This window comes from Candidatus Nanosynbacter sp. TM7-076, assembly GCF_022828325.1.
Classification (GTDB): Bacteria; Patescibacteriota; Saccharimonadia; order Saccharimonadales; family Saccharimonadaceae; genus Nanosynbacter.
Genome location: NZ_JAJQJS010000004.1, coordinates 34,295 through 48,977, shown reverse-complemented (window position 1 = coordinate 48,977; position 14,683 = coordinate 34,295). Strand labels below are relative to the sequence as shown.

13 protein-coding genes are annotated in these 14,683 nt (G+C 44.4%); 1 reads left to right on the top strand and 12 read right to left on the bottom strand.

Translation table 11 applies throughout. The features are described from left to right. Positions 1–16: 16 nt before the first annotated feature. A complete protein-coding gene (gene prfB / locus LRM47_RS03475) occupies positions 17–1,108 on the bottom strand; it encodes a peptide chain release factor 2 (protein ID WP_243822807.1) in 1,092 nt (363 codons plus the stop codon). Between the two features lie 51 nt (positions 1,109–1,159). Between prfB and hpt the strand changes: the two genes are divergently transcribed. Next, positions 1,160–1,699, top strand: coding sequence for a hypoxanthine phosphoribosyltransferase (gene hpt / locus LRM47_RS03470; protein ID WP_243822806.1), 540 nt, complete (start codon positions 1,160–1,162; stop codon positions 1,697–1,699). Here the strand turns inward: hpt and murD are convergent. From murD to LRM47_RS03415, 11 genes are all read right to left on the bottom strand, one after another. Next, a complete protein-coding gene (gene murD, locus LRM47_RS03465) occupies positions 1,696–2,940 on the bottom strand; it encodes a UDP-N-acetylmuramoyl-L-alanine--D-glutamate ligase (RefSeq protein ID WP_243812523.1) in 1,245 nt (414 codons plus the stop codon). The genes hpt and murD overlap by 4 nt on opposite strands. A 36-nt stretch (positions 2,941–2,976) precedes the next feature. After that, the gene (locus tag LRM47_RS03460) at positions 2,977–4,254 is read right to left on the bottom strand and encodes a M16 family metallopeptidase (protein ID WP_129637201.1); all 1,278 of its coding nucleotides are present in this window, start codon (positions 4,252–4,254) and stop codon (positions 2,977–2,979) included. Positions 4,255–4,269: 15 nt separating this feature from the next. Next, positions 4,270–6,900 (bottom strand): preprotein translocase subunit SecA, encoded by a 2,631-nt coding sequence (gene secA, locus LRM47_RS03455; RefSeq protein ID WP_243812524.1) that lies wholly within the window; start codon positions 6,898–6,900, stop codon positions 4,270–4,272. Between the two features lie 125 nt (positions 6,901–7,025). Further along, positions 7,026–7,397: a ribosome hibernation-promoting factor, HPF/YfiA family gene (gene hpf, locus LRM47_RS03450; protein WP_129744703.1), complete on the bottom strand. Its 372-nt coding sequence runs from the start codon at positions 7,395–7,397 to the stop codon at positions 7,026–7,028. Positions 7,398–7,427: 30 nt separating this feature from the next. Beyond that, the gene (gene serS / locus LRM47_RS03445; protein ID WP_243822805.1) at positions 7,428–8,669 is read right to left on the bottom strand and encodes a serine--tRNA ligase; all 1,242 of its coding nucleotides are present in this window, start codon (positions 8,667–8,669) and stop codon (positions 7,428–7,430) included. A gap of 88 nt (positions 8,670–8,757) precedes the next feature. After that, positions 8,758–9,948 carry a hypothetical protein gene (locus tag LRM47_RS03440; RefSeq protein ID WP_243822804.1) on the bottom strand — a complete coding sequence of 397 codons (1,191 nt, stop codon included), beginning with the start codon at positions 9,946–9,948 and terminating at the stop codon, positions 8,758–8,760. 163 nt (positions 9,949–10,111) lie between these two features. Beyond that, the gene (locus tag LRM47_RS03435) at positions 10,112–10,951 is read right to left on the bottom strand and encodes an undecaprenyl-diphosphate phosphatase (RefSeq protein WP_243822803.1); all 840 of its coding nucleotides are present in this window, start codon (positions 10,949–10,951) and stop codon (positions 10,112–10,114) included. A gap of 65 nt (positions 10,952–11,016) precedes the next feature. Further along, on the bottom strand, positions 11,017–12,294 hold the full coding sequence (locus LRM47_RS03430) for a PspC domain-containing protein (RefSeq protein ID WP_243822802.1): 1,278 nt from the start codon (positions 12,292–12,294) through the stop codon (positions 11,017–11,019). Next, positions 12,294–12,638: a PadR family transcriptional regulator gene (locus LRM47_RS03425; protein ID WP_243822801.1), complete on the bottom strand. Its 345-nt coding sequence runs from the start codon at positions 12,636–12,638 to the stop codon at positions 12,294–12,296. Before LRM47_RS03425 ends, LRM47_RS03430 begins: the two co-directional genes overlap by 1 nt. Continuing rightward, positions 12,628–13,332 carry an ABC transporter ATP-binding protein gene (locus tag LRM47_RS03420; protein WP_164999989.1) on the bottom strand — a complete coding sequence of 235 codons (705 nt, stop codon included), beginning with the start codon at positions 13,330–13,332 and terminating at the stop codon, positions 12,628–12,630. Before LRM47_RS03420 ends, LRM47_RS03425 begins: the two co-directional genes overlap by 11 nt. 4 nt (positions 13,333–13,336) lie before the next feature. After that, positions 13,337–14,626, bottom strand: a complete 1,290-nt coding sequence (locus tag LRM47_RS03415; RefSeq protein WP_243822800.1) for an ABC transporter permease — start codon at positions 14,624–14,626, stop codon at positions 13,337–13,339. Positions 14,627–14,683: the final 57 nt, after the last annotated feature.

Sequence of the window (14,683 nt, the reverse complement as noted above, 5' to 3'; positions counted from 1 at the left end):
AGTATTATACCATAAGCTAAATATTTTTAGAATTAGCATTTTGTTCTAAATATGCCGTGATAAATTCGTCAATATCGCCGTCCAGAACACCTTGAGCGTTACTGTTTTCATGCTTTGTACGAGTATCTTTAACTAACGTATACGGATGCAAAACGTAATTTCTAATTTGGCTACCCCAGTTTGCCGATTCGCCAGCCCTGAGGTCAGACAAAGTTTCGGCGTGTTGCTCTAATTTCATCGCTAGCAATTTTGACCGCAAAATCTTCAGCGCCGTTTCCTTATTCTGAATCTGCGAGCGCTCATTCTGAATAGCCACCGTAATCCCTGTCGGCTCATGCGTCACCCGAACCGCCGAATCCGTCGTATTTACACCTTGACCGCCCTTGCCACCCGAACGATAGACATCAATTCTTAAGTCATTCGGGTCAATTGATATTTCATCGGGCGCGTCAATTTTCGGCAAAACCTCGACAAGTGCAAAACTAGTCTGCCGCAAGTTGTCCGCATTAAACGGACTTAATCGCACCAAACGATGTACGCCATTTTCCGACCGCAATTTTCCATAAGCAAAAGATCCAGAAATCTCCAAAACGACCGTTTTAATTCCAGCGTCGTCATTTGTCGAGCGTTCCAGCGTATCAATCTTCATTCCAGACTTTTCCGCCCAGCGCAAATACATTCGCTCCAACATCGCCGCAAAATCCTGCGCGTCCAACCCGCCCACGCCAGCGGAAATGCGCATAATTGCCGAGCGATTGTCATATTCGCCAGAGAATAGCAAATCGGTTTTATGCCCATCAAAACTCTTCTCAATCGCCGCAACTTGCGCCTGAAACTCTGGCAATAAATCGTCATCGCCAAGCTCCATCAGCTCCACCATATCACCAACCTGCACCGTCAAAGTCTGCCAAGGCTCGACGGTCTGACGAAGACTGGCGGCCTGTTTCGTTAATTCTTGGGCGTAATCAGGATTATTCCAAATTTCTGGCTGGTTTAATTGATCGTCCAGTTCCGCCAATTTCTGCTCCAAATCAGAAAACTTCAGCGCTTTTTTAGCCTGTTCAATTTCTTTTTCTAATTCACCAATTTTCTTTTTTAGCGGTTGCATATATTTTATTGTACCATTTTTCAACACTCAATTCTCTGTTAAAATAAAAAGATGGATAAAGATATTGAGAAAATTCTATTTACGAACGAAGATATAAAAACGGCAGTTCAAAAACTTGGGAAAAAATTGACCGAGGATTATCAAGATAAAAATCCTGTTGTCGTGGGCATTTTACGCGGCGCGGCGCCGTTTATGATCGACTTGATACAAGCGATAGATTGCTATATGGAAATTGACTTCATGGCGGTTTCCAGCTACGGTGACGACACAAAATCTTCTGGATCTGTAAAAATCATCAAAGATTTGGATACCGACGTGACGGATAGACATGTGTTAATAGTTGAGGACATAATTGACAGCGGTCGAACCGCCCAGGCGCTAAGAGAATTATTTGCCGCAAAAAATGCCGCATCGGTAAAAATATGCTCACTATTAGACAAACCAGCGCGGCGCGAAGTTGACGCAAAAGCCGATTATGTCGGCATCGATACGCCGAATGAATTTGTCGTTGGCTATGGCCTGGATTTCCGCCAGCAATATCGCAACTTGCCATACATCGGCGTCTTAAAACCAGAAGTCTATCAAGATTAAAGCTCTTCTACGGCGGCGACAAATTGCTCGCCACGATCAGAATAACTCTTAAACATATCAAAGCTGGCAGCCGCTGGGCTAAGAATCACCACGTCGCCAGATTGCGCTTTATTTTTGGCTGATTTGGCAACTTCTTTCATTCCCGCCATATTCAATTGGACAATCTCGCAATCAACTTTTTCTTCCCTTAAAACTTCCCTAATTTCATCAGCGTTAGCACCATTGATAATTATCGATCGCACGTTTTGTCGGGCAATTTCTTTCGCTAATTCAGAGTAGTCTGCGCCCTTATCTGAGCCGCCCAAAATCAAAATTTTCGGCTCCGCAAAAGCTTTTAATGCCGCAATCGCACTGCCCGGAGTGGTCGAAATGCTGTCATCGTAATATTTCACACCGTATTTTTCAGCAACAAACTTCAGTCGATGCGGTAACCCTGTAAACTCGCTAAGCCCCCTCTTTATCTCATCATCCGACACGTTCGGCAAAATCGACTTTACCGCCGCTATCGCTGCGCACGCATTGTCGACATTATGCCTCCCTGGCAAGCGAATCGCAGAAATTATATCGTCCGAAAGAGCAAATGGATATTCCTTTTTCTGCGCCAAACTCGTATCTGCAATCGACGAACTAAACTCATTTTGAGAATTATAGACAACATAATCGTCCGTGGTTTGGAACTTGGCAATATTCGCTTTTGCCGCCAAATAATCATTAAAATCAGCGTGGACGTTCAAGTGGTCAGGCTCAATCATCAGCGCCACAGCAACGTGCGGAGATTTCTGCAAATCCCACAATTGAAAACTGGACAATTCGTAAACAACAATGTCATTTTTCTCAATTTTTGGCAAAATATCCAAAGCTGGCACGCCAATATTTCCCACCAAATGAACAGTTTTACCCGCCGCACGCAAAATCGACGAGATAAAACTACACGTCGTACCCTTGCCTTTTGTGCCAGTCACGCCAATTATAGTCGCTGGGCAATTGGCAAAAAATTCATTAGTAGATGACCAAATTCGACCGTTAGTCTTTATCTTTTTTGGCGGAAGACTTGGCGACCTAACGATTAAATCCGCGTCATCCAGCCCCGAAAATCCCGTCTGATAAGCCACATTTTCCGGCAAATTATCTACTTTTTCACGCTCGTCCGCCACCAAAAAATCAGCTTCCGGAAACTTCTCTCGAAAATACCGCAAATTAGATTGACCTTCAACACCAAAACCAGCAATGACAATTTTCATAACCTGATTATATCACGGGCAATTTACGATTACACCCTAAAACAGCTTGTCGAGCTTATCGTACAGCTTTGTTAATAGCTCTTTTTCTTCCGAAGTAACTGCCGCCAACGTCCACGTGTTGGATGCAAAAAATTGACGAGCCGTTTCAATCAACTGATCAGGAGTTACCGCCAAAATAGAATCTGGAACGGCGGCATAATCTCTCACGAAATCATCAGCAAAATATCGTCCTACGTAAAAATTACTTACTTGCCCAACAGTTTGAGCGCCCATTTGATAACGACCCAACGAATATGACTTCACACTTTCCAAATCCTCTTCGGAAATAGATCCAGCCAAAACTTTCTTCAATTCTCTCACGATAATATCAAAGAGCTTTTCTGCAGTTTCAACATTTACTTGTCCACCAAAATCCCAAGCCGAATCGTAAAAACCAATCGACGTATCACTAAAAATACCATACGCCAAGCCTTTTTTACGAGCCGCGCCAAAAATCCTCGAGCTCATCGTGCCGGTCAGAATGTGATTCAATGCGTTCATGGCCGTGACTTCTTCATCACTTAACTCGCGCGGAATCATCATTGACCAGCCAAACGTCAAATTCGTCGCCTCTTTTCGCTTAACTAAGACTGGGTTAGCCCTGCGTGGTTCATCGCGCGGAATAACGAACCGCTCGCCCGTCTCTAATTGCCATCCCTCAAGATGTTCTTTAATAGCCGCTTTTCGTCCAGCCATTTTTCCAGCCACCACAAACCGCATATTCTTCAAGGTATGCGTTCGCTTGTGATGATTTTTAATGTCTTTCAGCTCAATATTAGCAATTGTTTTTAAGCGCTGATTATACGTCAAAATATCTTCACCCAGCGCCTGCTGAATGCGCGGCCACATCACGCGGTTATGATTGTTGAGATAGCCAGTCAATTCAGAGCGAACATTGCCCTTTTCCGCCTCAAGCTCATCAGCGTTGAATCGCGGCGTTGTAATAGCCAATCTCTGAAGCTCCAAAATCCTGTCCCACTCAAAATCCGCACAAATCGCTTCATAAACCATTGAATAGTCAGAAGTGTAAGCGTTGTGATAGGCGCCGTTCTTGGTAAATTCCTGCTCGTAATTGTGCTCCGAACGAAACTTTTCATTCGCACCGAACGCCATATGCTCCATAATGTGAGCAGTTTCATAAATATCTTTATTCAGAACGTAGCGATTTCCCGCCCTGAACTGCACCTGAAAACTCATTACCGTAGCATCTGGAACGTCAATCAACAAGCCGCGCGCACCATTCTTCAGTCTAATTTCCTCAACTGTATGTTTCATTGCCTAGTTCTCTGATTATTTACGATTTTTCTTACGGTTCTGTCGCTGAGCCTTTTTCTTCTTTCGAGCTTGATTCTTCGCACGATTTGATTCCGCGCTAGTCTTACCCTTTTTCACAGAGAAGTCATCGTCACGATTTTCCTCGCCCGAACCAATTTCATTTACGCCACGCTCAACGGCATTTTCTGCCAACCTAGTTAGCTCAGTGTCATATTCGTCGTCTTGAGATTGACGAACTGTAGCGTCGGCTTTATGGATATTAAATATCGTTGCTAGAACTTCATCGCGGAGATTAGCTTGCAAACTCTCAAACAACTTCTGGGATTCTGATCGATATTCCACCAAAGGGTCACGCTGTCCAACACTTCGCCAGTGAATGCCCTCGCGCAAATGTTGCATATTTTCCAAATGCTGCATCCACAATGTATCCAACACCGCCATATAAACTTCGCGCTCAACTCCACGCAAATCATCAGCGCCAATCTCACGCTCTTTCTCTGCGTAAGCTTCTTCGACCAGCTCCAGCGCCTTCTCATAGCGCAAACGATCTTTCTTCTCCTTGCCAACCTTTTCAATTTTTTCCTTATCAACCGGGAAAATAACCGAGAAATCCTCGACAAACTTTGGATTATTCTTTGATGGAAGAGTTGTCAATTCGTGAACTTTAGCCTTCAGCAAACGCTCAATTTCTGGCTTGATATTATCGCCTTCCAAAATCCTGCGTCGCATAACATAAACGACGCGACGATGACGGTTAATCACATTGTCGTATTGAACAACATTTTTGCGCGTATCAAAATTGTAGCCTTCAACTCTCTTCTGTGCCGCTTCCAATGTTTTCGATACGGCGCGAGTTCTGATTGGCGTATCATCATCAACACCCAATCTATCCATCAACGACGCAATTCGCTCGCCCTGGAAAATTCGCATCAAATCATCTTCGGTCGAAACATAAAACTGAGTCTCGCCTGGATCACCCTGACGTCCGCCACGACCGCGCAACTGATTGTCAATTCGGCGTGATTCGTGTCGCTCCGAACCGATAACAACCAATCCGCCCAATTCCTTGACACCCTCGCCAAGCTTAATGTCAGTACCGCGACCAGCAATATTTGTAGCCAAAGTAATCGCACCTTTTTCACCGGCTTTCGCCACAATCGCAGCCTCACGCTCATTGTTCTTAGCGTTCAGAATCTCAAATTTAATGCCTTCTTTTTCCAAATATTTGGCAATTTGTTCATTCTTTTCAATAGAACCAGAACCAACCAGAACAGGACGACCCTGCTTGTGGTAATCCTTAATCGCCTCAGCTACAGCTTTAAGTTTGGCCTTTTCAGTCTTGAAAATCAGATCTTCCTTATCCTCGCGAATAACTGGTTTGTTCGGTGGAATTTGAATAACGTCAAGTGAATAAATTTGCTGGAACTCTTCGGCTTCAGTGAACGCCGTACCAGTCATGCCGCTCAATTTATTATACAAACGGAAATAATTCTGGAATGAAATTGTCGCCAAGGTCATGCTTTCTTCCAGCACAGGAACACCTTCTTTCGCCTCAATCGCCTGGTGTAAGCCTTCGTTATAGCGACGACCCTGCATCAGACGACCAGTATGCTCGTCAACGATAATTACTTCGCCGTCATTAGTTACAACATAATCCTTGTCGCGCTTGAATAATGTCTGTGCTCGCAAAGCCTGATCCATGTGATAAACACTGCGCACGTGATCTGGTGTGTACAAGTTTTTTATTCCCAACAATTTCTGAACTTTTTCAACGCCTTCGTCAGTCAAAGCAACGCTTCGACGCTTCTCATCCAAAACGTAATCTTCTGGAACCAACTTCGCAGCGATTTTAGCAAACGTGTAATAATTGTCAGGATTTTCAGCCGCTGGAGCAGAGATAATAAGTGGCGTACGAGCTTCGTCGATCAAAATTGAGTCGACCTCGTCAACGATTGCGAAGTTCAATTCACGCTGCCTGAGCAAATCAACGTCATTAACCATGTTGTCGCGCAAATAGTCAAAGCCAAACTCGTTATTCGTGCCGTACGTAATGTCCGCAGCGTAAGCCTCTTTACGTGAAACTGGGCGAAGCTTGCGCATTCGAGGGTCGTCGTGATGCTCATTGTCATAATCTTTATCATAGACAAATGACGCTTCGTTAATAATCACACCGGTGGTCAAGCCCAGAAAATCATACACTTGACCCATCCAGCCAGCGTCGCGCTGAGCCAAATAGTCATTAACCGTCACCACGTGAACACCCTTGCCTTCCAAAGCGTTCAGATAAGTTGGCAATGTCGCCACAAGAGTCTTACCTTCACCAGTTTTCATCTCGGCAACGTTACCCTCATGAAGAACCATACCGCCAATCAACTGCACGTCATACGGACGCTCGCCAATCACACGCTTAGCAGCTTCCCTTGCTACAGCAAACGCGTCTGGCAAAATCGTATCAAGCGTCACACTCTTCTTCGACAAACGCTTTTTCAGCTCATCAGTCTGCGCCCGAAGCTCCTTGTCGGACATCTTTTCATATTTGTCATTCAGACCGTTAATAACGTCAACTTGCTTACGCAATCGTTTCAAAATCTTCTTCTGTGGATCGCCAAAAATCTTACTCAGCGCTTTTTGTTGTGTAATTGCCATAAACCTTAAAACTCCCTCACTTTCAGGCATTTTCAAAAACTTCTTTTATTATAACTTTTTTCGGGCAATTTGAAAAGAAAAAGCGCCCAGAATCTGAACGCTTTCCTGCTAATTTCATCTATCAATTATTTTCGGCCGAAAGTTTGCTTTAGCTTCGCCAAAACCCCACGACTTCCGCCAACGTGAGCCAGCACATCGTCTTTGTACTTACGAACTTGACCATTCAACCTAGCTTCAACAATATCCACTGCAGCCAAAACGTTCATGGTTGAATCCTTAGCTATAATTTTCTTATCTGGCACATTGATGATAACTTCAACTTCGTACTTGTTGCCGCCAGGATTGTCAATCTGCTTAATCTTAACGTCTGCAGACGCACTTTTTCGCGCGTGGCGTGGCAAGTATTTTCCCAGAGAACCAATTTTTCGCTCAACGTATTTTTTTGTTGTGGCGTTCAGCTCATATTTAACGCCAGTAATTGTAATATCCTTAATCATTTCTCCTCCTACTAACTAGTATGCTCTCTATTATATCACGTCACGACCATTCATATATGGACGAAGTACCTCTGGGACAGTCAAAGTTCCATCTGGATTCTGGAAATTCTCCAAAATCACTACCAGAGAACGAGCCAGCGACACCGCAGTTCCGTTCAAAGTGTGAACAGATTCAATTGCGCCGTTTTCTCGGCGAACTCGAATATTCAAACCACGAGCTTGATAATCGGTACAATTCGAACAACTCGTCAGTTCACGGTAAGTTTGATCAACTGGCGACCAATATTCAATATCGTACTTCTTTGCAGCCGGCGCACCCAAATCGCCCGCCGCAATATTAACCACGTGATAAGAAATCCCAATTTGCTGCCAAAGCGCCTCCTCAACGCTAAGAATTTTCTCATGAATTTCTTTAGACTGCTCAGGCAAACAAAATGCGTACATTTCCAACTTATTAAATTGGTGAACTCGGAACAGACCACGCGTGTGCTTGCCGTATGTTCCCGCCTCTTTTCGATAGCAAGGACTATACCCAGCGTATAACAATGGCAAATCTTTTTCGTCCAAAATCTCATCCGCGTGATAGCCGGTTAATGGCATTTCCGCCGTACCAATTAGCGTCAAATCTTCGCCGTCAACTACATATTCGTTACTGCCCTCACCCTTTGGAGTAAAACCTGCGCCCTCAGCTGTTCGTAAATTAACCATATGAGGCACGGTCATAAATGTGAAGCCTTTCTTTGTTACGTAATCCAAGGCAAATTGAGTTACGGCATTTTCCAGCAAAGCCAAATCGCCCTTCAAATAATAAAACTTCGCACCAGCCACCTTAGCGCCGCGCTCAAAATCCACCCAACCGCGACTTACGGCGTAATCCAAATGGTCTTTTGCACCAGTTTTACAATCGCCATAAACTTTTACCTCAACAGAATCTTCTTCACCACCCAAAGGCACGTCGTCAAAAGTGATATTCGGGACGTTTTTAAGAATTGCCGCAACTTTTTCCTCGGTCGATTTCAAATAACTCTCACGCTCTGCTAGCTCAACTTTCAATTGCTTGCCCTGATCAATTAACTCTTGATCTGGTCGACCGCCCTTCATCTTCGCTGAAATAGCATTGCGCTGTTCGCGTAACGCTTCAACCTGCTTCTGCAAATCGCGGCGCTCATCGTCTAATTGCAACAACGCCGCAATATCAACTTTATAGCCTTTATCATTTGCCGACTTTTGCACTAAATCGGCATTTTCTCGGATGAACTTGATGTCTAACATGTCTCAATTATATAACAACACAGACTATATATAAATAAACCCCGCCGGATTTAACAGACGGGGTTTTAGATAAGTGTAAATAATTTACTTACATAGCTGTGCCAGGTAACGTTGTTGGCCATGGAACATTGTCGTTTGGCACATACGATACACTAACAATCGGGGGAAGTGTTGGCGTTGGATTCTGAGCGCTAGCTGCTTCAGCGTTAATCATCCCGAAAGTTTGAACGATCCAAGTCAAATACGAGCCACCCCATCGTCCAGCAGAAGGACCTTGCATCTGGTCACTAGGACGCAGCCCATCTGGCAACGCAGCACCACCACCGTTCCAGCTGTTGGCCCAGCCTGTAAGAGCTGCATATAGATAAACAGTATTGTTAATTCGTCGAACCTTAACCACGCTAGCTTTCATGGATGTTGAGAGAATTTGAGGAACACTTCTCCATCCAGTGTCACCATATACAACCTTCCAACCTGTTTTATCACTACCACGAGTTTTAATCCAGCGAACGGCACCGTTTGTAGCAGCTGTATCGGTATAGTACGTACCAACACTAGCCTTAACATTGCCTTCAGGCATACCAGTCCCGCGAATTTCATACGAATCTTTCCATTCTACGTCGCAGTCGTCATCAGTTTTCTTACCGAGTACTTGATTTGTTTTACCACCCGCAGGAAGATTCTTACCTGTAAATTGTAAACCTAGATTGCTTGTACCATTTCCGGTAATAGTTAATCCAGTCGAGCAAGGCTGCGTACTATTAGTTACAGAAATTGTAGCATTTCGGCCAGCCGCTCCAGTAGCTCCAGTAGCACCTGTAGCTCCCGTGGCTCCAGCTACCCCAGCGGGACCCGCCGCACCAGTGTCGCCTTTGTCGCCTTTTTGACCATCTCTACCATTCTGACCATTAAGACCATCCTTGCCATCTCGACCGTTCCTGCCATTTTGACCATCAAGCCCGTCTCTACCGTCTCGACCATCCTTACCCTTTAAGTCTGAGTAGGCTATGATATTTTTCCATTCAGATTCCCCGGCATATCGCCACTGGATATATAGGGAGTTCTTCTGGATCTCAATTTCGCGACTATCAGATTTACTAGATTCTTTCTTGCCATCTTCCTTATTAGCGCCGTTATCCTTATTTTTCAAATCCTCAAGCGAAACTATTTTCTGCCAATTGCCATCAGCATACTTATATTGAATCTCGCCCGAATCCTGACGAATAGAAACTGCGTTTGGATCAATTACTCCACGTGGTGAAATCTTAATAAAAAACAATAATATTATGAGCATTATTGTGATCACAAAAAGACTTAGCACGAAAGCTTTTGACGCAGGCTTTCTTGTATTTTCTCGCTCCACTTAAAATATTCCTTTAAACTTTATTTGATATTGATTATGCTTTTATTTTACATGCAGCAATATGAAAAATCAATCATATCTAAACGTGAGAAATAACACCAAAGCCAAGCAGCATCAACAACACCAGACCTAATACAAATCGATAAATTATAAACGGTCGGAAATTATTGCGCTGAATAAATTTTAACAGCCACGACACAGCCAAATAACCGACGCCGAATGAAATTACCGTGGCGATTATGGTTGGAGTCCAGCCAACGCCACCAGAAATGTGTTTATATTTGGTGACAACTTCCAATAGTCCTGCTGCGACCAGCGCTGGAATACCCAAGAAGAAACTCAATTTCGTAACCGACACGCGATCAAATCCACGGAATAAACCGACTGAAATCGTTGCACCAGAACGGCTAATGCCCGGAATGAGCGATAGGCATTGCCCCGCGCCAATCGCCAAAGTGTCTTTCCAGCTCGTCTCAGTTTCGCCACGCTTGTTATTTACCGCACGATTGTCAGCCAGCCACATAACAACACTCCAGCCAATAAGCCCAAACGCCACAAACCACAAACTGCGCAGAACTGTCTCGACTTCATGTTTGAACAACAGCCCAACAATCGCAATAGGAATTGAGCCGATAATAATTGCCCAACCATATTTATAATCAAACTTTCGACGCGCTCGCTTCCACCATAAACCACGCCACCAAGCCTGTAAAATCCGCCAAATGTCGCTCCAGAAATAAATCACCGCCGCCAGAATTGCTCCGATCTGGATTATCGCGGTAAAAGCCACGACACTCGGATCGTCAATTCGCATACCTAACAATTTCTCAGCAATCGTCAAATGTCCAGTCGAAGAAATCGGTAAGAATTCCGTAATTCCCTCGATTACGCCGAGAATAATTGCTTGCCACCACGCCACGCTTAAAAATTACCTTTCATCCTTCAAGTGTAGCATTAGCGGTAAAATCATTCAAATGCGTGAGCCTAAGATTCGGAATTTTCTGCTTCAATCGAGTTTTGATAGAACAAGCCGCTAACATTCACGCCCGCAGGAGCATAAATTTTCAAGCCAGTTATCGGCTTATAAAACTTCAAGCAACCGTCAAAGAATATCACGTTACACTTCTCGGAAACGGACAGCACGATTTTATTGCCATCGCGACGCACGTTAATTTCTGGCTTATTCGCCTTTGGTAAATCCACAAACTCCGCTTCCACCTTAAATTTGTCAGAATTTATTCGCGAAACATTCCCCACTGGCATATCGATAAAAATTGAATTAGCGTTTGTCGTATCTGGAATATCGATATTCACTTTCTTCGTGAGTTGCTGAGATTCACGTGCATATTCCAAGCCAGCGTGCGCGCTAAATATTGCGGCGCTTGCCAAACTCATAAAAACAACGGATGCCGCCACGATCATTGTGATTACAGACATTCGATTGACCTTCCAAGCGAATATGCTACGCGTTACAATTGCGCCGAATACCACCGCCGCGATTCCGCCAATTGCTAAGGAAATCCATACTCCCCACGCCCATATTTGCATTCCCAAACCGCCGAGCATATTAACCATGGAAACGCCGAGCGCCCCGCTAACAATCAGCCCAAACATTATCGCTAGCGTCGTAAGTAGCACCATAACACCGACAAAATATTGGAAAAATTTCGCAATTGGAGTTTTTCTGACAGACGCAATTGAACTTCCATCAGCGGAAGCCTCCTTAAGTGCAATCAAAGTTACTGGCTTCCCGCGCATTCGTAATTTGTCCGACGCGGTTTTTGCTGGCGGCATTGACACCCACATCGCGAGGTAAACCAGCACCATCGTACCAAATGTTACGAACGGCGAGATAATTGCAATAAGTCGCACCCACAACGGATTGATATTAAAGTACGCCGCTATTCCCGCACACACGCCGCCAATGACAGCTCCGTCCGTGTCGCGCATCAATTGCTTTTCTGGTTTTTCATTATCATCCGTCAATTCATCCGTTGAGTCCTCGCTATCATCCGAAAAATCGCGCGGTTCGCCCATTTGATTTTTAATCGCCAAAACGTCATCGTCGCTAATAACACCCTCTTTCATCACGCCACGCTCGGCTAAAATCTCAACCATTCGCGCCTCTATTTCCCTCATCGCTTCCGCGTCGGCGTGCATATTTTTCTGAATCGAATTAAGGTATTTTTCTAGCGATTTCTTAGCGTCAATTTCCACGCTAAACGCTGTTTTTGCCAGATGAATCCTGGTTATTTCCTTCATTATTTTATTCCTTTCTCTAAGTTATCAAGCGAATTATTTAGCATATTTATGCGATCTTTAAGCTCGTGAATCAATTGATCGCCCTGCTCTGCTAATGAATAATATTTTCGCGGCGGACCTTGCTCGCTTTCCTGCCATTCGTGTTGCAAATATCCGTCCTTCTGCAGCCTATTCAGCAGCGGATAAATCGTACCTTCGACCACTGTTAAGTCCGAATCGTTCAATTGCTTAACAATGTCGCCAGCGTACTGCGCCTTATTAGAACAAACCAGTAAAACGCAGTAAACCAAAAATCCTTTTCGCAATTGGGCCGCCAAGCTTTCCGCATAGCTATCAACGTCCACTTTTACCTTCTTTCGGTATGTTAGAGCCCTTAATTTTGCCGTCTTTGATCAGGATTTGATAATCGCATTTTTTGGCCAAGTCAACGTCGTGCGTCACGATAATCAGCGTTGCGCCTTCTTGCTTGTTGTAATTGAACAGCAATTCTTCCACCTTCGCGCCAGTTTCGCTATCCAAATTTCCCGTAGGTTCGTCCGCAAAAATGATCTGAGGACTACCGACAATTGCCCGCGCAATCGCCAAACGCTGCTTCTGACCGCCCGACAAATCCTTCGCACGATTCTTGCGCTTCTCATACAAGTCCACCGCCTTCAGCGCTTCATTGATCTTGCTTTCCCTCAAGCCCCTTGGCATCTTCACAATTTCCAGCGGCAAACTCACATTGTCCGCCACGCTTTCATTGCCCTGGACAAAGAAACTCTGGAAAATAAAACCTATTTTTCTCGCGCGGAACTCGTCAACTTGCTTTTGTTTCAATTTCAGAATATCCTGACCGTCAATAATCACTTGACCTTGCTGCGGTCGATCCAAGCCAGAAATTGCGTGCATCAGCGTTGATTTTCCTGAACCAGATTTTCCCAAAATCGCCACGCTCACACCAGTTGGAATTTGCAGACTCACATCATTTAGAGCCACAAATTGGTTCTTCTTTTTGCCGTAAATTTTCGTCACATTTTTAAGCTCAATCATAACAATTCTCCTATTCCGTCCTTAACGCTTCAATTGGATCTAATTTTGTTGCCTTGCGGCTCGGCAGCCAGCCAGAAAGTACCGCCATAATCATCAGCCCGATTATCAAAAGTCCCATTTGCAGAGGATTGATGACTAATAGATTCGTACCCTGCTCCAACTTCAGAAAACTAGCAATCATAGGGTTGAGTAGCGACATCAAACTCGCCAAACCAACACCAATTAAGCCGCCAAGAAGTCCAACCCACGCCGCTTCATACCTGAACATTTTACCGATATCACGACCTCGCATTCCCAAAGCTTTCATTAGCCCAATCTGACTAGTTCGCTCCAGAACCGAAATGTACATCGTATTAACAATTCCAAACACGCTCGCAAGTAACGCCAAACCGCCAAACCCAATCAGCGCCATTTGAGCCATATTCACAAAAGTCAGCATAGCCTTGCGCACATCCTGAACCGAAGACGCCATGTAGTCCTTGCCAAGCTCACTCTTCACCGCCTCAACGTTTTTCTCATCATCAACCGACGCAATTACGTAAGAATAATCATTAGGCAAATTTTTGGCGTGACTGAAGGCGTAAATCTCCTTAGCGTCATCCACAGAAACGCGCACAGCTGGCTGATAAAACAGAATCGTGTCCGAAGGTTTATCGACTGCCGCAACTTTCAGAGATATTTCTTTGTCAGCGTTTTTGCTCGACGAATCTCCTTTTTTCAATCCTAGCGTAATCGTTTGTCCAATTGCCGATTTTGCATCACTAAATCCCATTTCTTTTACGTAAGATTCCGGAATAACAACTTCACCTTTTTTCGGCATAAAATTATCCAAATTACCAGCCGCAAACTCCATTCGGGTCTTATCAAACTTCACAGTTACGCTAGGCACGAATTTTTTGTCACTTGCCGAACTTTTGGCGTATAAAACTCCATACATAGAATAAGCTGGCGTCACTTTTTCTACGTGCGGAACTTTCTGTATTTTTTTCACGTCGTTATCAGTCATCGAATATTTTTCTATCGCCTTAGACTGATCCTTTTCCGTGTCTTCCGAGTCGCTATATTCCGGAAGATTGCTATCAGGTCCCGACGAGGTCACTTTTTTATAGACCGAAACAGATTTTTTATCGCCAGCCGCGTCGACCATACTGTTCGTATACAGCCGACCGCCTTCTCCAGCCATCAGCGCCAGACCAATCGTAAACGCTCCAACTGAAATTGCCAGCGCGGTTAAAATCGTGCGGCCTTTTGATTGTCCCAAATTTCGACCGGCGCGTTTAATAATGTCAATTCTTCTCACATTAAGCTCCTTGTTGATTTATTATACATAGTACTATGTTATACAAGGTACCTTAAA

What these genes read in the sequence shown, in the direction of transcription:
- hpf (WP_129744703.1), bottom strand. Translation starts at nt 7,397, where the DNA reads ATGATTAAGGATATTACAATTACTGGCGTTAAATATGAGCTGAACGCC.
- murD (WP_243812523.1), bottom strand. Translation starts at nt 2,940, where the DNA reads ATGAAAATTGTCATTGCTGGTTTTGGTGTTGAAGGTCAATCTAATTTG.
- prfB (WP_243822807.1), bottom strand. Translation starts at nt 1,108, where the DNA reads ATGCAACCGCTAAAAAAGAAAATTGGTGAATTAGAAAAAGAAATTGAA.
- LRM47_RS03460 (WP_129637201.1), bottom strand. Translation starts at nt 4,254, where the DNA reads ATGAAACATACAGTTGAGGAAATTAGACTGAAGAATGGTGCGCGCGGC.
- hpt (WP_243822806.1), top strand. Translation starts at nt 1,160, where the DNA reads ATGGATAAAGATATTGAGAAAATTCTATTTACGAACGAAGATATAAAA.
- LRM47_RS03430 (WP_243822802.1), bottom strand. Translation starts at nt 12,294, where the DNA reads ATGAAGGAAATAACCAGGATTCATCTGGCAAAAACAGCGTTTAGCGTG.
- serS (WP_243822805.1), bottom strand. Translation starts at nt 8,669, where the DNA reads ATGTTAGACATCAAGTTCATCCGAGAAAATGCCGATTTAGTGCAAAAG.
- secA (WP_243812524.1), bottom strand. Translation starts at nt 6,900, where the DNA reads ATGGCAATTACACAACAAAAAGCGCTGAGTAAGATTTTTGGCGATCCA.